A 17,944-nucleotide genomic window follows, 5' to 3' on the forward strand; every position below is an offset into this window, starting at 1 on the left:
GTGCTGAAGGCACCGGCGGTCGAGCGACGCGGGGCAGGGCCGCGCCGCTCGACCGGGCGCGGGTGCGCCGCGCGGCATATCTAGATGTGCCGCGCGGCGCACCGACTAGCTCGTGACTGAAACAGTGATGACCAGCGTCTTCATCGTCGACGATCATGAATTGGTCCGGCGCGGTCTTGCGTCCTTGCTCGCCGATGAGACCGACATGCTGGTGGTCGGCCAGGCCGGCACCGTGGTCGAGGCGTTGGCCCAGGTCCCGGAGCAGCTCCCCGATGTGGCCGTTCTAGATGTCCGCCTGCCGGACGGCGACGGCGTCCAACTGTGCCGGGACCTACAGCTGCGCTGCCCAGAGGTGCGGTGCTTGATGCTGACCCCGTTCGTCGACCCGGAGACCATGACTGCGGCGATCGAGGCAGGCGCGGCCGGAGTGGTGCCCAAACACGTCGCCGGAGCCGAGCTGACCAGCGCGATCCGGATCGTCGGCGCAGGTGGCAGGCTCTCCGAGGAACCCCAGCCGGAGCAGGCCCGTGATCCGTTGCACGCGCTGACCCGGCGGGAACGCTCGGTGTTGCGGCTGATCGGCGAGGGCCTGACCAACCGGCAGATCGCCGAGCGGCTCAACCTGGCGGAGAAGACGGTCAAGAACTACGTCTCCAGCGTGCTCGGCAAGCTCGGGCTGCGCAGGCGCACCCAGGCCGCGGTATTGGCCGCGGAAGTGCGCCACCGCCTCTGATCTGGGCCTACGCCTCCGTACTGTTGAGGTAGGCGAGCACGGCGAGCACCCGGCGGTTGGTGTCGTCGGACGGCGCCAGCCGGAGCTTCGAGAAAATGTTCGCCGTGTGTTTACCCACCGCGCCCTCGCTGATGAACATCTGAGCCGCGATCGCGGCGTTCGACTTTCCGCTGGCCATCAGCTCGAGGACCTCGCGCTCCCGAGGGCTCAGCTCCGCGAGCGGCTCGTGGCGCGCGTTGCTGGCCAGGAGTTTGGAGATGACCTCTGGATCCATGGCGGTGCCGCCGTTGGCGACCCGGCGGACCGCGTCGATGAACTGGTCCGAATTGAGCACGCGATCTTTCAGCAGATAGCCGATCGCGCCGGCACCATCTGCCAGCAGCTCCCGTGCGTACAACTGCTCGACATGCTGGGAAAGCACGAGCACCGGCAGGCCGGGGACCTTGCGGCGCGCTTCAAGAGCCGCCTGCAGGCCCTCGTCGGTGAACGTCGGCGGCAGCCGGACGTCGACGACGGCCACGTCCGGGCGCTGTTCATCCAAGGCTTTGACCAGCTCAGGGCCGGTCGACACGGCCGCGACCACCTCGAATCCGTTGGCTTCCAGCAGTAACGTCAGGCCGTCTCGGAGGAGGTAGAGGTCCTCGGCGAGGACAACGCGCACGGGACCTCCAAGGTCACGGTGGTCGGCCCGCCCGGCGGGCTGGTCAGGGTGAGTACGCCGTCGAATGTAGCGAGTCGGCGCTGTATGCCGTGCAACCCGCTGCCACCTGCCGGATCAGCCCCGCCCCGGCCGTCGTCGGCCACCGTGACCCGCAGTTTTCCGTCGACGAACCTCAGGTCGACGCTGACTCGTTCGGCGTGGCCGTGCTTGGCCGCGTTGGTGAGCAATTCGTTGGTCGCGAAGTACACGGCCGCCTCGACTGGCGCGTCCACTCGGCCAGGGATTGCGACGGACACGTGCACTTGCAGCGGGTTGTCCAATGCCAACGCCCGCACGGCGTCGCCGAGCCCGCGCTCGGACAGCACCGGCGGCATGATGCCGCGGACCAGCTGACGCAACTCGACCAAAGCCTCCGCCGACGCGTCACGCGCGCTGGCTAGAAGTTTCTTGGCCGCCTCCGGATTCTGGTCGATCAGGCGCTCAACCACGCTGAGGTTCAATCCCATGGCCACCCATCTGGCCTGGGCGCCGTCGTGTAGATCGCGCTCGATCCGGCGTAGTTCGGCGGCCTGGGTGTCGGTGGCGTCGGTCCTGGTCTCGCTCAGGTGGGCCACGCGTTGTGCCAGCTCAGCGGACTTGGTCGGCCCCAGCAGTCACCTGCTCCAGTAGCCGTGCGCCGTGAGACAGGACTCCGTGACCAGCAGGCCAACTGCGGCCGCCACCAGCCCGGCGAGCGGGGTGACCCAGCCGGGAAGGTCGCGCAGCGACGGGATGGCGTCGCCGAGATACGCCCAGTCCTTGCCGATGTCGGAGCCGACGACCAGGTTGATCGGGCGCGACCACACCCACGTCCAGAAGTAGCCGAGGAATCCGACAACGAACAGCACTACAGGCACGACCGCCAGCACGAGCGTGACCAGCGGATCCAGGATCAGCCACAGCAGGTCACGCCAGGTGGCCTTGTCGTGCAGCAACGCCTTCGCCGTTTGCACGTACACGATCATGTTCGGCGAGTCGTACAGCATCCGGCCGTGCTGGTACTTGCCGTCCGGCCGAGGCGTCGGCGGTGGCGGCTTCGGCAGATACGGGTCTGCAATCGGTACGCCTGACCAGTTGCCGATCTGCCGTCGGCGGTCTCGGAGGAACGCCCTTGCCGGTTGGTACCGAACGCCCAAAGGTCCGAGGACTCCGCTGATCGTCGCGACCGCTGCGCCGATGACCGGGATACCCAGCAACGACAGGCCGAACGTGGCGGCGAGCCGGAGCTGGTCCATTCCGCCCGCCACGAGCCACGACCAGAACGACGTACGCCCGGCCCGGCCGGGTGGCCGCAGCAGCCCGCCGGTCCACTGACAGTAGGTCCGCAGCGTGACCGGCGCCATCGCCAACCCGACGACGACCCCGAGCAGCGCCCACAGCGGGTGGACCAGGAAACCGGCCACGCCGAGAACCACAGGCAGGCCCACGGTCAAACCGCTGGTCAGCGGGGCTGTCAGCGCCCACAGGTGGTCGCGATGGGTGGCCGGGTCCTTGAGCAGCCAGACGAAGCGCTCCATCCGGGCGACCTGGCCGGGCTTCTGATAGAGCTGGTTGTGCCAGCGATAGAAGCCGTCCCGGTCCGGCTGCGGCGGTCCCGGCTTCGGCCAGTACGGGACCGGAACCTGCTGGTCAGTCCAGCGCGCCACCAGGCGTCTGACCAGATTCTGTAACCACCGTTCCCATTTGAACCCCGCCAGCACCCCGACGCACGAGACGACAAGCGCGACCGCGCTCTGCACTGTGGCCAGCAAAGACAGTGCGAACAGCGCCAGCCCACGGACCAGGGCGAGGGCGTGTTCGCGCAGCACGCGGTAAGTCTGGCCGATCCGTGCCTCGCCGCGCACTGCCCGCAGGCGTAGGTGCTGGGGTATAGCTAGCCCCACCTCAGGTTTGGTTCCAGACGGATTCGCACCGGCCAGTGCGATGAATAACGTTCTTCCCATCGAAAGTGGAACATTCGAGGGGAGCCGGGAATGGCAGTCATCGAGGTACGGAATCTGCATAAGCGATATGGCGAACAAGTCGCCGTCGAAGACGTTTCTTTCACGGTCGAGCGTGGCGAGATATTCGGAATTCTCGGTCCGAACGGCGCGGGCAAGACCACGACCGTCGAATGCGTCGAGGGATTGCGTGTTCCGGACAGCGGGAACATTTCCGTCCTCGGTTTCGATCCCCGCAAGGACGGTTGGGAAGTACGCCGGCGAGTCGGCGTGCAGCTGCAGAAAAGCGAACTGCCGGAGAAGATGCGGGTGGCCGAGGCGATGGACCTCTACTCGTCCTTCTATCCGAACCCCGCCGACGGCGACAAGCTGCTGGACGATCTCGGCCTGACCAGCAAGCGCCGCACGCCGTTCAAGAAGCTGTCCGGCGGTCAGCAGCAGCGCTTGGCGATCGCGTTGGCGCTGGTCGGCAACCCGGAGGTCGCCTTCCTCGACGAGCTGACCACAGGCCTGGACCCGCAGGCCAGGCGCGACACCTGGCAGCTGGTCGAGCAGATCCGGGACAGGGGAGTGACCGTCGTGCTCGTCACCCACTTCATGGAGGAAGCCGAGCGCCTCTGTGATCGCCTCGCCTTGGTCGACGCGGGGCGCGTGGTCGCCCTCGACACCCCGGCAGGCCTGGTGTCCCGAGTGGACGGTGGCGGGCAGCGGGTGCGGTTCCGTGCGTCCACCGCGTTCGACGACCGCGTGCTGAGCGATCTGCCCGAGGTCACGAAGGTGGCGCACACAGCGAGCCAGATCGTGGTGAGCGGCAACGGGAACCTGCTGCACGCGGTGAGCGCCACGCTCGCCAGCCGCAACGTGGTGCCGCTCGATCTCCGGGTCGAGCAAACGAACTTGGAAGACGCGTTCGTCGCGCTGACGGGCCGACGTTTGGTGGAGGAATCGTGAGTACGCAGGTCATGGACAAGGCACAGGAAATGAGCCACTTCAACGTGACGACGGGACGGGGCAGCGTACTGACCAGGCTTGGCAAACTGACCGGGAGCGAGTTCCGGTTGATGCTGCGCGATCCTGGGCTGATCTTCTTCGTGGCGTTCATTCCGGTCCTGCTGGTGATGATCTTCGGTTTGCTCCCGTCGACCGGCAATCCCAGCGAGGAGTTCGGCGGCGGCCGGTTCATCGACTACTACCTGCCGCCGGTCGTCACGATGATCATTGGGATGATGGCGCTCAACGCGCTGACCAGCGTGCTGGCCACGTATCGGGAGCGCGGGATCCTGCGCAGGCTGGCCGTGACGCCGGTCCGCCCGGTCGCACTGCTGCTGGCGCAGGGCATCGTGAACCTTGCGTTGTTGACCACGGTCACCGCAGGTGTGCTCGCGCTGGCCGCGTTGGCGTTCGATGTGCCTGTCCCGCGTCAGTTCTTCGGGTTTGTGCTGGCCTTTTTGCTGTGCGTCGCGGCGATGTTCGCGGTCGGCCTGCTGATCTCCGCACTGGCGCCCAACGGCAAGGCCGCGAACGGGATCGGCACCATGGTGTTCTTCCCGCTGGCCTTCCTGGCGGGCGTGTGGACGCCAGGGCCGCTGATGCCCGACGTCGTACGGAAGATCTCCGACTTCTCGCCACTTGGCGCCGGTTCGCAGGCGATGCTGCGGGCGTGGGAAGGCTCGTTTCCCGAGCCACTGCACCTGGTGGTGCTGCTCGCGTACACGATCGGGCTCGGGTTCGTCAGCAGCCGCCTGTTCCGGTGGGAATGACCCCACAGGGATCACAATCCGCGGACTCGCCGGAGGGGAGCGGGTCCGCGGATTTCCGCCCGCGTGCCTCAATGAGCCTGCGTGGCCCAGACCCGTGCACGGCGAGTTGGTCGTCCTTGTTGGCCAGGGCGCAGCGGTCAAGCGACAGGCAGCCACAGCCGACGCAGTCGCTGAAGTCGTCGCGTAGTTGCAGCAGTTGCTCGATCCGGGCGTCCAGTTCGGCCCGCCAGGACTCAGACACCCGTTCCCAGTCCATGCGGTTGGGTACGCGGCCTTCCGGCAGTTGGTCGAGTACTTCGGCGATGGTGTTGAGCGGGACGCCGACCCGCTGGCCGATCCGGATGAACGCGATCCGGCGCAGCGTGTCCCGGCGGAACCGGCGCTGGTTGCCTGCGGTTCTCCGGCTCGAGATCAGCCCCTTGGCCTCGTAGAAGTGCAACGTCGAAACGGGGACACCGGCCCGTCTGGCCATCTCGCCGACGGTGAGCTCGGTATTGGGGGACATGTCCGCGATGGTATCCGCGCTGGTGGGCAGCGTGCGTCAGATCGCGAGCGTCCACCCGGTCAGCGAATACGCGCTGAACCAGCTGCCGAACAGGACGTAGGCGATGGTCGCGGCGATCATCGTGTGGCGCTTGCGATTGGCCAGTCCCCGCGCGACCGGGATCAACAGCGGGAATGCCGGGATCAGAAACCTGGCCTTCGAGTACGTGATTCCCGCGGTGACCAGCACCATCAACACCGTTCCGCCGCCGTAGAGCCACAATGGCCACGGAATACGCGCGGAAATGATCAAGATCGTGAGCACGACCGCGGCGATCACCAGCAGCATCGTGACGGTTTCCATCACGGAATTGCCGGTGTCGATGATGTCGCCGAAGAATCGCACCGTCTGCTGGCCACCGTCGAAGTAGCTGAACCAGCCCTGCCGCTGAATGTCGAACCAGCCGGTCAGGCTGCCGGTCCGCTTGGCCACGTAGCCCCACCAGCCGAACAGGCCGACCGGGCTCAGTACCGCGCACACCATGGCCTGCCAGGTCTTTCCCGCCCGGAACACGGCCACGATCGCGGCGAGTGCGACCGTGCCGACCAGAACCGACGCCGACGGCCGGACCAGTCCGGCGAACGCGGTACACACTCCGGCCAGAAGCCAGTTTCGTTCCAGTACGCCAACAAGAGCCCATGCGGCAAGGGCGGTGAAAAGCGCCTCGGTGTACGCCATCGACAACGTGATGGCCATTGGCGCGCCGCCCCACAATGCGATCAGCAACAAACCGGTCTTCGGCCGTGGATCGATGACCCGCGCGACCCGCAAGATGCCCGCGGCCGCCACACACCCCGCGATCAAGCTGACGAGCAAAGCCGCCGTCGCGCTATCCGAACCGGTGATCGGCGCGACAACGCGAATGAGTGTCGGATATAGCGGGAAGAACGCGAGCGGCGTGGTCGGTGTTCGTTGCCCGCCCGCGTCGACGAACCGTGGGGGAACGTTGTCGTAACCGTTCTCGGCGATTGCCAGGTACCAGTCGCCGTCCCATGACTTCAACACGTCGAACAGCTCGCGGTGACGGTTGCCCGCGAGTATTGCGAGCAGGACGAGACCGGTTAGCCGGACCAGCACGAAAACGCCGATGGCGTGCAGGTACGGCCGGGCACGCACGGCGATCGTCGCCATGGTCAGTCCTTTGGGCATGGTGCGAGACATTCTGCGGTGCAGATCGTCGTTGCGCTCGTTCTTCATCAACAGCGTAGGTCGCCGCACCGCGCCACCAGCACTGACCTGGGAGTTCACCGGCCGCCAACACGGCGTGTGGTGAGGTGTCGCGGTGGATTTCTGGGATGAGCTGTTCGGCACGCAGCCGGACCCGCCCACCGCGGTGATCTTGGTGACCGGCGGTGTGGCCCTGCTGCTCGTGCTGTCCGGCGAGCCGTGGCGACTGGCCCGGAACGTGATCACGATCGTGCACGAGGCAGGTCACGCCCTGATGGCCGTCCTGGTTGGCCGTCGGCTACGTGGGATCACCCTGCATTCGGACACTTCGGGTGTCACGGTGTCACGCGGCAAGCCCACGGGACCCGGAATGGTGCTGACCGCGTTCGCGGGTTACATCGCGCCGTCCCTCGTCGGTCTCGGCCTGGCCGCACTGATGGTCGCTGGCAAGATCACCTTGCTGCTGTGGGTGATGACCGCGCTGATGCTGGCCGTGCTGATCATGATCCGCAACGTCTTCGGCGTGGTGTCCGTGGTGGTCACCGGCGCCGTCCTGGTCACGGTATCGCTCGTGACCTCGCCTGAGGTGCAGGCCGCGTTCGCGTGCCTGGTCGCGTGGTTCCTGCTGTTCGGCGGGGTCCGGCCGGTCTGGGAACTGCAGGCCAAACGGCGGCGCAGGCAGGCCCGCGATTCCGACGCCGACCAGTTGGCGCGGCTGACCGGCGCGCCTGGGCTGTTCTGGGTGGGCATGTTCATGGTCATCGCGATCGGCGCGCTGTTCCTTGGCGGCATGTGGTTGGTGGAACCAGCAATCACCACGTGAGGGCCGTTGTGCGTTTGTCCAACGAGTTGAACGTATGTCAAAAACGCCTGGTCAATCGCTGGCGGGGTGGCCGAGCCTGGCGAGGTCGATGGCTTCCTTGGCGAAGTTGAACCCGGCGGGCGGGATCCCTTTGGCTGAGGTGAGCCAGCCGCTCTTGTCCGTCGGCTGGCCGCTGACGCAGCCGTCAAGCAGCAGCGAGACGTAGCAGCCGAAGTCCACCGCGAATCCGTCGTACAGATGGCCCGGGTGGCGCCGGTCGGCCACACCGCGCCGCACCACGTGCAGGAGACGCGCGTCGTACAGCTCGTCGATCGCGTCCGGGCACGCCAGATGGCTGATCAGGAATGTCCTCGATCCGCGCCTGCCGACAACCTCGTCGACCAACAGCCGCAGGGTCTGCCGTGTCGGCTCGTTGCTCGTGATCGCGGTCTGTTTGTCGCGCAGGAACCAGTCACGGGCCGCGCGTCGGATGTCCGCGACGCCGATGGGTTCGTCGCGGGCGTTCTGCGCGGCCAGCGCGGCGATGTTGATCGCGTCTCGCGGGACGCCTTCTGAGGCACGGACGAGTTCGGTGAACGCGCCACGCTTGAAAATCTGGTCGAGCACATCGGACTGCGGCTCACCGAGCATTTCGGACAGCCGCAGGCTCAGGTGGTTGTGGAACAGCCGCTGGAAGAAGTCCTGGGCACGGCCGCGGACATGGTCGAACAGCAGGAAGTCGTCCAGGCTCGCCGCGTGCGCCGCATCCGCGCCCACCTCGATCCCCAAGTAGTCGCTGCCTGCGCTCGGGCCGCTCCGGAACTGGCAGCGCCGCTCGATCGCCGCGATCTTGACCGTCGCCCCGGTGACCGGCAGGATCCCGCGCCGCACAAGGTCGGCGAGCAGCGGCTGCAGATCGAGCGGGATGCTGCTCCACTCGTCCAACAACAGCCACAACCGGGCGCCGCCGAGCGCGCGGACGATGTCGCGCAGCGCCCGGTTGAGTGGACCGAACACGACGTGGTGCTGCTCGATGCCGCTGCGCCGCAGGCGGCTTTCGCGGTTGGCCATGTCGTGGCGGCCGGTCGAGATCCGAGCGCCTCGCATGGCCAGATGGACGCCTTGGTGCTGTGAGAATCCGTCGCCGACCTTGGTCTCATGCTCCACTTGTCCAACGACTTGTACAGATGTAGCAGCCTCGGCCAGAGCGTCCAACGCGGGCAGCAGCGCCTCGCGTCCGTCCACCTCCACAGCCGTGGACAGCAGCTCGTCATGCAGCGCTTCGAGCGTGTCCACGAGCAGGTGGGTTCCCCGCTGGGCCAGGTTCACCGTGGGATCGCCGTAGACCCCGCCGGTGGAGCCGATTGTCCGCAGGTCCACGTACACGGCCACGTCTCCGGTCTGCCTGACCAGATCGGTCAGGTGCAGCAAAGCGTGCGTTTTGCCGGTGCCTCTACGGCCGTAGAGGATCTGGTGGTCGGTCGAATGCAACATCGCCGAGAAGGATCCGGCCGAGACGTAGGTCGCGGCCAAGGAATCGCGATCGGTGTTCTCGGCTCGCCGTGGGATGCGCATCAGCGCCTGGTTCAGATGCTTCTGCCGAGAGGAGGCCACTCCTGTCAGCGTCCTCGACCGTGCGAACCCCGGCCAGGTCATTCACCCTTGCGGGCCGCGACCAGCTGGGTGACACCGGCGTACCGTTCGACCACTGCGGTGAAACCCCTGGCACGCAAGGACTCCGCGATCTTGCCTCGGTCGAACATGCGCTGCCCGCTGGCCTGGCCCAACACGGTGTCCACTGTGCGCATCGGCTCCCACGTCCGGCGCCCGCTGGTCAGCAACGCGACGCGGCCACCGGGTTTGAGCAAGCGCGCGAACGAGTCCAGCGCGACCATCGGCTCAGCGAACATGTGCAGCGCCGCGAAGCAGCACACCGCGTCCAGCGACTCATCGCGTAGCGGCGGTCGAACGGCGTCAGCTCGTAGATAGACGGCGCCGCCGCCCGCGGCGACCGCGCGGGCGAGCATCGTGCGGGACGAATCCAGGCCGATCGCCAGGCCCTCAGAACCGACCACCCGAGCGAAGTCCCTGGTGAAACCGCCTGTGCCGGACGCGACGTCCAGCACGACATCACCCTTGCGCAGCGCCAGGTTCTCCAATGCGAACTGGTGCTCCTCGGCCATGCTTGGCCCGGTCAAGCCTTTCGCCACCCGGCCGAGCGTCGGCCGCCAGTAGCGCTCGTAGATCTGCGGCACGAAGCTCGTGCGCATCAGCCGCTGCGCCAAGCCAGTGGGCGGCTCGTCCATGTCGCCGAGCACGTCCACGTACTCGCCGATTTCCACCGGCTCGGCGGTCAGCAGGTCGACCAGGCGCGCGTTCATCCTGGCGGAACGCGCTCGTGCCAGCGCTCTTCCTTCTGCAGTTGCGCGGCGAGCGACAGCAACAACGGCTCGGAATTCTCTGGCCCGACAAGCTGTGCACCCAGTGGCAGACCTTTGTTCGTCAGCCCAGCGGGCACGTTCACGCCCGGCAGCCCCAGGATGTTCCACGGCCACGCATACGGGCACGCCGCGATCATGGTCCGTGTCGTGCCGAAGTTCGACAGTCCGTCGTAATGGCCGACGGGAGTCGGCGAAGTCGCGGTGGTCGGTGCGAGGATCACGTCGGCCGCCTCGAAGATCCGGCCGATCCGTTGGCGCTCGACCCGTTCGTGCAGGCGTGAAAACTTGACCAGGGGCGCGATCAACCGCCCCATCCGGTGGTTCTGCTGCGTGCGCTTGTCCAGCAGGCGCATGTCCGGCACGTCGAGCGCCGCGTCCTTCAGGCCCTCGAGCGATCGGGCGAAGACGCCGAGCCCGACCAAGCCATAGTGCGGGCTCGCCAAAGTGACCTCGTGCCCGAGCCGGGCAAGCACCCGACCGAGCCGGACCACGGCCGACCGCACCTCCGGCTCAAGCCGTGCGGGCAGCAGAGTGAACGGAACCTGCAGCGCCAACGCGATACGCAACCGGCCCGGCGCGCTTTTCGCGCCGTCCCGCATCCGGGTGCCGGTGGCGGCGATTACGTCCAGCAAAAGCGCCGCGTCCTCGACGGTCCTCGCCAACGGTCCGTGCGTCGCGAGACCGTTCCACATATCCGGCAACGGCTCGCTGGACACCAACCCACGAGTTGGCTTCACGCCCACTAACCCGGTCCACGCGGCCGGGATCCGGATCGAGCCAAGGCCATCAGAACCTGTCGCGGCGGGTACGAGGCCCGCGGCCACAGCCGCGGCCGATCCGCCCGACGATCCGCCGGGCGTGTAGCTGATGTCCCAAGGATTGCGGGTGGCCCCGAACGCGTGCCCCTCGGTGAACGGCCACTGGCCGAACTCCGGGGTGTTGGTCTTGCCGACGATCACCGCACCGGCCTGGCGCAACCGACGGACCATCTCGCAGTCCGCGGTCTTGCGCGGAAACTCGCCCGCGCAGCCGAACGCGGTCGGCTCGCCCTTGATGTCCGTGTCGTCCTTCACCGCGATCGGCACGCCGAGCAATGGGGCCTTGTCGCCAGCCGCCAGACGTTCGTCGGCCTGTGCGGCCTCGGCACGGGCGGCGTCCCTGCGCAGCCGTCGGAACGCGTTCAGGCTCGGCTGGGATTTCTCGATCCGGTCAAGCGCTTCGGTGACGAGGTCGACCGAGCTCGTCGCGCCGGCAGCGACCAGTTCAGCGGTCCGCTGCAGGCCCACGAACTCCGTCACGACGCGCCTCCTGTGGACTTGTGTTTCGCCTCGCATGGGATGGTGCCATCCCGTGCGGCAGACTAGTCACCTCGCTGGAGAGGAGATACCGGTGGTTGATCAGGTTGTCGAGGCTTGCGCACGCGCGGCGAAACAGGCGGCGCCCTCACTGGCCACGGCATCCGAGCAGGCCATCGATGCCGCGCTGACCGGGATGGCCGAGCGGCTGCGGGCCAACGCGGACGCCGTGCTCGATGCGAACGCCCAGGATGTCGAGGCCGCGAAGGCCGCGGGGATGAGTTCGGGCCTGTTGGACCGGCTGACCATCACCGAGGCCAGGCTCACGGCCATGGCCGATTCTTTGGTCCTGCTCGCTGGCGTGCCGCATCCGGAACGTGAGACCCCGGTCCGTGACCTGCCGGACGGCCTGAAACTGGTCGAGCGCCGCAGGCCGGTCGGTGTGATCGGCGCCAACTACGAGGCCAGGCCGAACGTCACCGTGGACGTCGCCTCCCAGTTGATCAAGTCACGCAACGCGGGCGTCCTGCGCACGGGTTCGGCCGCGCTCGGCTCGGCCACCGCCCTGGTTCGTGAGGTCATCGCGCCTGCTCTCAAGGACGCGGGCATCGACCCGGCCGTCATCCAGCTCGTCCCCAGCGCCGACCGGGCGGCCGCCGCGGCTCTGGTCCGTTTTCCCGACCTCGTCCCGCTGGTGATCCTGCGTGGCAGCGGCGACAGTACTCGTGAGCTGGGGTTCGAGGCCGCCAAACACGGCGTGCGGACGTTGGCTCACGCGGACGGCGGCGGCGTGCTCTACCTGGACGGTGGGGCGGATCTGGCCAAGGCGTACGACCTGATCGCGCGCAGCCTCGACCGGTTGGGCGTGTGCAACCGGCTCAACCTGCTGCTGATCGACTCGGCCGTCTATGCAGATGTTCTTCCAAGCGTCTTGGAGACATTGGAGAAGGCGGGGGTGCGCGCGTCGTTGCCGCCGCACGAGCATCCGATCGGCTACGAGTGGGCGCTGGACTCCGAGAAAGAGGCCACCGTGACCGTCTCGCCGGTCGACGACGCCGTCCAAGCGGCGCAGGTGGCCAACGAGAAGACCTCGGGCCTGGCCGCTGGGATCGTGACGGAGAACTCAGCCACCGCCGAGAAATTCATGGACGCCTACACCGGCACCGGCGTGTTCTGGAACGCCACGACCAGGCTGCTCGACGGATTCAAGCTGCTCGCGGTGCCCGAGACCGGCATCAACATCGACAAGGTGCCTGGTCCTCGCGGACCGGTCACCTACACCGACCTCACGCTCAGGCAGTACGCCGTCGTCCCAGCTCACTAGCCCAAACCTGACACATCCGACGAGTTGCCGTCGGTGAAGATGCGGTTGGCTCCCCTCGCGCGCCCGGATATGTAGCGGGGGATAGTATCCAGACCGTCGCCCGGACAGCTGTCTCGGCGCGGCCCCGAACGAGATCCACCACTGGAGGCACGGAGTGACGGCGGTAGCCCCCAAGCCGATCGCGACCCGACCGTTCCCGGCGGGTAAGACGGTCAAGGGTTCGTACCTCCTGCGGTTGTTCCGCACGACGGACCACAAGCAGATCGGGATCATGTACCTGGTCACCGCGTTCGCCTTCTTCATGGTGGGCGGCGCGATGGCCATGCTGATCCGTACCGAGCTGGCCGTGCCAGGACAGCAGTTCCTCTCGCAGGAGCAGTACAACCAGCTGTTCACCATGCACGGCACGATCATGCTGCTGCTGTACGCGACGCCGATCCTGTTCGGGTTCGCCAACTTCGTCCTGCCGCTGCAGATCGGCTCGCCGGACGTGGCGTTCCCGCGGTTGAACGCGTTCTCGTACTGGCTGTACCTGTTCGGCGGCATCATCGTGCTGTCCGGCTTCCTGACCCCGGGTGGCGCCGCCGACTTCGGCTGGTTCGCCTACACCCCGCTGTCGGACAAGATCCATTCCCCTGGCGTCGGCGCCGACCTGTGGATTTCCGGCCTGGTGGTCAGCGGTCTCGGCACGATCCTCGGCGCGGTCAACATGATCACGACCGTGATCTGCCTGCGCGGACCGGGTATGACCATGTTCCGGATGCCGATCTTCACCTGGAACATCCTGATCACCGCGATCCTCGTGCTGATCGCCTTCCCGATCCTGACCGCGGCCTTGCTGGGTCTGCTGGCCGACCGCCATATCGGTGCCCATGTCTTCGATCCCGCGTCCGGTGGCGTGATCCTCTGGCAGCACCTGTTCTGGTTCTTCGGCCATCCCGAGGTCTATATCGTCGCGCTGCCGTTCTTCGGGATCATCTCCGAGATCATCCCGGTGTTCAGCCGCAAGCCGCTGTTCGGGTACAAGCCGCTGGTCTACGCGACGCTGGCGATCGCGGCGCTGTCGGTGGCCGTCTGGGCGCACCACATGTACGCGACCGGCGCCGTGCTGCTGCCGTTCTTCTCGTTCATGACGTTCCTGATCGCGGTGCCGACCGGTGTGAAGTTCTTCAACTGGATCCTGACCATGTGGAAGGGCCAGCTGACGTTCGAGACGCCGATGATGTTCTCGATCGGCTTCCTCGTCACGTTCCTCTTCGGTGGCCTGACCGGCATCCTGCTGGCCGCGCCCGCGATCGACTTCCATGTTTCGGACACGTACTTCGTGGTGGCGCACTTCCACTACGTGCTCTACGGCACGATCGTGTTCGCCACCTTCGCCGGAATCTACTTCTGGTTCCCGAAGATCACCGGCCGGTTCATGGACGAACCACTCGGCAAGCTGCACTTCTGGACGACCTTCATCGGTTTCCACGGCACGTTCCTCGTCCAGCACTGGGTCGGTAACGAGGGCATGCCGCGCCGGTACGTCGACTACCTGGCGTCCGACGGGTTCACCACGCTCAACACGATCTCGACGGTCGGCGCCTACATCCTTGGTGCCTCGACGCTGCCGTTCATCTGGAACGTGTTCAAGAGCTACCGCTACGGCCAGATCGCCGAGGCGGACGACCCGTGGGGCTACGGAAACTCGCTGGAATGGGCGACCTCGTCCCCGCCGCCGCGGCACAACTTCAAGGAGCTGCCGCGGATCCGGTCGGAGCGTCCGGCGTTCGAGCTGCACTACCCGCACATGGTCGAGCGGTTCCGGGCCGAGGCGTACTCCGGTGTCGGCCACAAGGTGCCGCCGTCGGGTGTGCTCGCTGAGAAGACCCAGCCGGACGAGATCACCGGCGGCGACCCCAAGCAGCGGTAGTTCTGCCCGCAAGACCCCCAAGGTAGGCGGCCCACAACGAGGTAGGCACAGCCCCGCTTCGCACCGAGGAGACACGCCTTGCCCGGTCCACTGAGCACGCCTGTACTGATCACGGTGAGCGGCCCGGACAAGCCGGGTGTCTCCTCGGTTTTGTTCGCGGTGCTGACCCGGCACGGCGTGGAGGTCCTGGATGTCGAGCAGGTCGTGATTCGCGGCCAGCTCGTCCTGGGTGTGCTGGTCGGCACCGACCACGACCCGGAAGGCCTGCAGGAACTCGTCGAGCAGGCGATGGCGACCGTGGCGATGCGGGTCGAGGTCGAGGTCGGCGCCGACACGCTGACTCCGGCCCGGGTCGGTTCCACCCACGCTGTGGTCGTTCTGGGCAGGCCGGTCACGGCGCGGGCGTTCACCGAAGTCGCCCGCCGGATGGCCGCGCTTGGCGTCAACATCGACGCGATCCGGCGGATAGCTGACTACCCGGTGACCGGGCTCGAACTGCACGTCTCGGTCGCCGACGACACGCCTGAATCCGACAGCTTGCTGCGCAACGCGCTCGTCGAGGTGGCCTCCCGGGTGGGCCTCGATGTCGCGGTCGAACGGGAAGGCCTGACCAGGCGGGCGAAGCGGCTGATCGTGTTCGACGTGGACTCCACGTTGATCCAGGGCGAAGTGATCGAGATGCTCGCCGCGCACACGGGCTGCGAACAGCAGGTCAAGGAGATCACCGACGCCGCGATGGCCGGCGAGATCGACTTCACCGAATCGCTGAACCGGCGGGTGGCCGTTTTGACTGGCCTGCCCGAATCCGTGCTGGACGACGTGTCCAAGGCGCTGGAGTTAACGCCCGGCGCGCGCACCACGATCCGCACGCTCAAGCGGCTCGGGTTCCGGTGCGGCGTCGTGTCCGGTGGGTTCACCAGGGTGATCCAGCCCCTGGTCGACGATTTGGGCCTGGACTTCTGTGCGGCCAACGAACTCGAGGTCGCGGACGGCAAACTGACCGGACGTGTGGTCGGCCAGGTCGTCGACCGGGCGGAGAAGGCGGTCGCGCTGCGCCGCTTCGCCGACGATTCGGACGTGCCGTTGGCTCAGTGCGTCGCCGTGGGCGATGGGGCCAACGACATCGACATGCTTTCCGCAGCCGGTTTGGGGATCGCGTTCAACGCCAAGCCAGCTTTGCGCGAGGTCGCCGACACGGCGTTGTCCCACCCGTACTTGGACGTTGTTCTTTTCGTCCTCGGCGTGACCCGTGCTGAGGTCGAGGCAGCTGACGCGGCCGACGGCATCGACGGCGAACGGCTGTGACCACGATCCTTGCTCCACTGGCCGCGCGCTATGCGTCGTGGCTGGCTCTTCCGGCGGACCAGACCAACCAGGTCGAAACCGAACCTGAGTTGGTCCGCGCCATGCCGGTGATCCTCCGCATCGAACGCGACCCGGTCCCGACGCGGACCGCGTTGCTCGAAGCTGCGGCCGCGGCGGCCATCGCTGTGTGCCTTGACCCGCGTTCCGAGCCGGAAGGCGAGTGGCACGAGCCGGTCAGTGCGTGGATCGCCGGGCACATCCGAAAGGTCTCCCGTCGTGCACGCGGCGCGCATTGGCAAGCCGCGCAGGCGTTTCCAGGCGTGACGGTCGAAGTGGACGGTGCCGCGGTGCGCGCACTGGTTCCTGGGCTGGTTGTGGAGACGCCCAAGGAGATCAGCCGTTTGCAGATCTCCGGCAGCGAGCTGCCCGCCGACGAACCTGGCCAGATCCCGGACGGCGTGCCTGTTCTCTGGCTGAATCCGGACGTTGCGCTGACCGCGGGCAAGGCGGCTGCTCAAGTCGGCCACGCCAGCATGCTGCTCGCCGCGTTGCTCGACGAGCCGGACATCAAGGCGTGGACCGAGATCGGCTTCCGGTGCGCGGTCCGCATCCCGGCCAAGGAGCAATGGGCGAACCTGCATCCCGGCGACGATCCCGGCGCCGCGTGGCGGGACCGCAGGGTGATCGCGGTCCGCGACGCGGGATTCACCGAGGTCGACCCGGGCACGGTCACTGTCCTTGCCCAGTGGCGTTCCTGAGGCGCCACAGAGGTTTCAGCCGGTCACCACGGTCACGCCGAGTTTGGTCGCGGCCTCGTTGATCGGCTGGAAGAACGTCGTGCCCCCGGAGGCGCAACCGCCGATCCCGCCGGACGTGACACCCTGTGCCTGGGTTCCGCTGACGAACGGCCCACCAGAATCGCCAGGCTCGGCACACACCGACGTCCGGGTCAGGCCACGCACGATCCGGCCTTCGCCGTAGTTGACGGTCTCGTCGATCGCGGTGATCTCGCCGCACGCGAAGCCGGTCGTCGCACCCGAACGGCACACCGACGCGCCGATCGGCGCGACCTCGGTGCCGGTCACGGTGATCGGCCCGCCGTCACGCGTGTCGACCGAAGGGGGAGTCTGCGAGGCCGGGTCGGTCATGTCGACAAGGCCGAAATCGCCGTCGGTGTCGAACGTGCCCGCGTTGACCCGGCCGAATTCGAGGCCGTTGTTGAGGACCACGCCACCGGACGCGGTGCAGTGCCCAGCGGTGATGAAGTGCTTCGACCCGGCCGGGCCGCGCGCGGAGAACCCGATCGAGCAGCGAGCGTCGCCGACGGTGAAGCCGCCGCCGCCGATCACGTCCACGAGGGGACGGGCGGTCCGCTCGGTCCACTCGACCCGGACGAGGTCGCCGCCGCCCCTGGCCTTCTCGATGAACGCTTCCGCCTGCGCGTCCTTCTGCGCCTCGATCAAGACGCTGTTGGTGGTCGGATCAACGCCCCAGGACACGACCGACTTCGGCGCTTCCTTCGCCAGGCGGTCGATCCGGGTCTTCTGGCCGGTCAGCCCGGCCAGGTTGTTCTTCATCATCCGCGGCTCGGCACCGGCCCGCTGCACGTCGCCGATGTACTGGCGGTCGATGATCCCGACCATGAGCTTGCGCTTGGTGTTGTCGTACCAGGCACCCGCATAGGCCACGCCGGTCTTGCGGCGCAGCGCGTCGACCGTCTTGCTGAGCGCGGCCTCTTCGGTCGCGCGGGATTTGGCCTCGTCCGCGGTGAGCCGAACGTCCTTACGCATCGTCGGTTCGAGGGGAGTGGACGATCCGACCTCGACCGTCTCATGGTTCACCAGTGAGTTCGTCGTGGCGACGGCGGTGAGAGTCGCCGACACCGTCACACCAATCACCAGCCCAACGAGAACTTTCCGGTTGAGCGGGCGTGGCTTGAGCTCCCGGTGCGACCCCATACGGCTGACTCCCTCACCTTCCGCGATGCCTCCGTAGGTTGGTACGGACGACAATGGGAA

The 17,944-nt window shown here is 67.1% G+C and carries 17 protein-coding genes; 8 read left to right on the forward strand and 9 right to left on the reverse strand.

Annotation, left to right across the window (positions count from 1 at the left end; genetic code table 11):
* Positions 1-112: 112 nt before the first annotated feature.
* Complete coding sequence (locus LWC34_RS27405; RefSeq protein WP_443667756.1) at positions 113-733, forward strand: response regulator; 621 nt, start codon at positions 113-115, stop codon at positions 731-733.
* Positions 734-740: 7 nt separating this feature from the next.
* Here LWC34_RS27405 and LWC34_RS27410 read toward each other — a convergent pair whose 3' ends face one another.
* From LWC34_RS27410 to LWC34_RS27420, 3 genes are read right to left on the reverse strand one after another with little or no spacing between them, the layout of a single operon-like run.
* The gene (locus LWC34_RS27410; protein ID WP_233727992.1) at positions 741-1,394 is read right to left on the reverse strand and encodes a LuxR C-terminal-related transcriptional regulator; all 654 of its coding nucleotides are present in this window, start codon (positions 1,392-1,394) and stop codon (positions 741-743) included.
* A complete protein-coding gene (locus LWC34_RS27415; protein WP_233727993.1) occupies positions 1,346-2,008 on the reverse strand; it encodes a sensor histidine kinase in 663 nt (220 codons plus the stop codon). The genes LWC34_RS27410 and LWC34_RS27415 overlap by 49 nt, the downstream gene beginning before the upstream one ends.
* Before the next feature lie 39 nt (positions 2,009-2,047).
* Entirely contained in the window at positions 2,048-3,376 is a 1,329-nt protein-coding gene (locus tag LWC34_RS27420; RefSeq protein ID WP_250109452.1) for a sensor domain-containing protein, read from the reverse strand.
* 30 nt (positions 3,377-3,406) lie between these two features.
* Between LWC34_RS27420 and LWC34_RS27425 the strand changes: the two genes are divergently transcribed.
* Together LWC34_RS27425 and LWC34_RS27430 are read left to right on the forward strand one after the other, a co-directional pair.
* On the forward strand, positions 3,407-4,324 hold the full coding sequence (locus LWC34_RS27425) for an ABC transporter ATP-binding protein (protein ID WP_233727995.1): 918 nt from the start codon (positions 3,407-3,409) through the stop codon (positions 4,322-4,324).
* On the forward strand, positions 4,321-5,133 hold the full coding sequence (locus LWC34_RS27430) for an ABC transporter permease (protein WP_233727996.1): 813 nt from the start codon (positions 4,321-4,323) through the stop codon (positions 5,131-5,133). Before LWC34_RS27425 ends, LWC34_RS27430 begins: the two co-directional genes overlap by 4 nt.
* Here the strand turns inward: LWC34_RS27430 and soxR are convergent.
* Positions 5,105-5,638, reverse strand: coding sequence for a redox-sensitive transcriptional activator SoxR (gene soxR / locus LWC34_RS27435; RefSeq protein ID WP_233727997.1), 534 nt, complete (start codon positions 5,636-5,638; stop codon positions 5,105-5,107). The genes LWC34_RS27430 and soxR overlap by 29 nt on opposite strands.
* Positions 5,639-5,674: 36 nt before the next feature.
* Positions 5,675-6,895 carry a putative hexosyltransferase gene (locus LWC34_RS27440; protein WP_233727998.1) on the reverse strand — a complete coding sequence of 407 codons (1,221 nt, stop codon included), beginning with the start codon at positions 6,893-6,895 and terminating at the stop codon, positions 5,675-5,677.
* A gap of 64 nt (positions 6,896-6,959) precedes the next feature.
* Here LWC34_RS27440 and LWC34_RS27445 point away from each other — a divergent pair, with 64 nt between their 5' ends.
* Complete coding sequence (locus tag LWC34_RS27445; protein ID WP_233727999.1) at positions 6,960-7,667, forward strand: M50 family metallopeptidase; 708 nt, start codon at positions 6,960-6,962, stop codon at positions 7,665-7,667.
* Positions 7,668-7,718: 51 nt separating this feature from the next.
* Here LWC34_RS27445 and LWC34_RS27450 read toward each other — a convergent pair whose 3' ends face one another.
* The 3 genes from LWC34_RS27450 to LWC34_RS27460 are packed head-to-tail and all read right to left on the reverse strand — an operon-like array spanning position 7,719 to position 11,421.
* A complete protein-coding gene (locus LWC34_RS27450; RefSeq protein WP_233728000.1) occupies positions 7,719-9,260 on the reverse strand; it encodes a hypothetical protein in 1,542 nt (513 codons plus the stop codon).
* Positions 9,261-9,298: 38 nt separating this feature from the next.
* Positions 9,299-10,027, reverse strand: a complete 729-nt coding sequence (locus LWC34_RS27455) for a class I SAM-dependent methyltransferase (protein WP_233728001.1) — start codon at positions 10,025-10,027, stop codon at positions 9,299-9,301.
* Positions 10,024-11,421, reverse strand: a complete 1,398-nt coding sequence (locus LWC34_RS27460; protein WP_284051653.1) for an amidase — start codon at positions 11,419-11,421, stop codon at positions 10,024-10,026. The genes LWC34_RS27455 and LWC34_RS27460 overlap by 4 nt, the downstream gene beginning before the upstream one ends.
* Before the next feature lie 49 nt (positions 11,422-11,470).
* Here LWC34_RS27460 and LWC34_RS27465 point away from each other — a divergent pair, with 49 nt between their 5' ends.
* The 4 genes from LWC34_RS27465 to LWC34_RS27480 all read left to right on the forward strand — a co-directional run bounded on the left by LWC34_RS27465 (position 11,471) and on the right by LWC34_RS27480 (position 16,684).
* Positions 11,471-12,706, forward strand: a complete 1,236-nt coding sequence (locus tag LWC34_RS27465) for an aldehyde dehydrogenase family protein (RefSeq protein ID WP_233728908.1) — start codon at positions 11,471-11,473, stop codon at positions 12,704-12,706.
* A 154-nt stretch (positions 12,707-12,860) separates the two neighbouring features.
* On the forward strand, positions 12,861-14,621 hold the full coding sequence (gene ctaD / locus LWC34_RS27470) for an aa3-type cytochrome oxidase subunit I (RefSeq protein WP_233728003.1): 1,761 nt from the start codon (positions 12,861-12,863) through the stop codon (positions 14,619-14,621).
* A gap of 78 nt (positions 14,622-14,699) precedes the next feature.
* Entirely contained in the window at positions 14,700-15,926 is a 1,227-nt protein-coding gene (serB, locus tag LWC34_RS27475) for a phosphoserine phosphatase SerB (RefSeq protein ID WP_233728004.1), read from the forward strand.
* Positions 15,923-16,684 (forward strand): aminoacyl-tRNA hydrolase, encoded by a 762-nt coding sequence (locus tag LWC34_RS27480; protein WP_233728005.1) that lies wholly within the window; start codon positions 15,923-15,925, stop codon positions 16,682-16,684. The genes serB and LWC34_RS27480 overlap by 4 nt, the downstream gene beginning before the upstream one ends.
* Before the next feature lie 15 nt (positions 16,685-16,699).
* On the opposite strand, the gene LWC34_RS27485 is transcribed toward LWC34_RS27480, so the two are convergent.
* A complete protein-coding gene (locus LWC34_RS27485; RefSeq protein WP_233728006.1) occupies positions 16,700-17,884 on the reverse strand; it encodes a S1 family peptidase in 1,185 nt (394 codons plus the stop codon).
* Positions 17,885-17,944: the final 60 nt, after the last annotated feature.

Source organism: Kibdelosporangium philippinense (assembly GCF_021390435.2).
Taxonomy (GTDB): Bacteria; Actinomycetota; Actinomycetes; order Mycobacteriales; family Pseudonocardiaceae; genus Kibdelosporangium; species Kibdelosporangium philippinense.

Excerpts from the sequence above, each read along its gene's own strand:
- LWC34_RS27420 (WP_250109452.1), bottom strand. The coding sequence starts at position 3,376 with ATGGGAAGAACGTTATTCATCGCACTGGCCGGTGCGAATCCGTCTGGA.
- LWC34_RS27425 (WP_233727995.1), top strand. The coding sequence starts at position 3,407 with ATGGCAGTCATCGAGGTACGGAATCTGCATAAGCGATATGGCGAACAA.
- soxR (WP_233727997.1), bottom strand. The coding sequence starts at position 5,638 with ATGTCCCCCAATACCGAGCTCACCGTCGGCGAGATGGCCAGACGGGCC.
- LWC34_RS27455 (WP_233728001.1), bottom strand. The coding sequence starts at position 10,027 with ATGAACGCGCGCCTGGTCGACCTGCTGACCGCCGAGCCGGTGGAAATC.
- LWC34_RS27460 (WP_284051653.1), bottom strand. The coding sequence starts at position 11,421 with ATGCGAGGCGAAACACAAGTCCACAGGAGGCGCGTCGTGACGGAGTTC.
- LWC34_RS27485 (WP_233728006.1), bottom strand. The coding sequence starts at position 17,884 with ATGGGGTCGCACCGGGAGCTCAAGCCACGCCCGCTCAACCGGAAAGTT.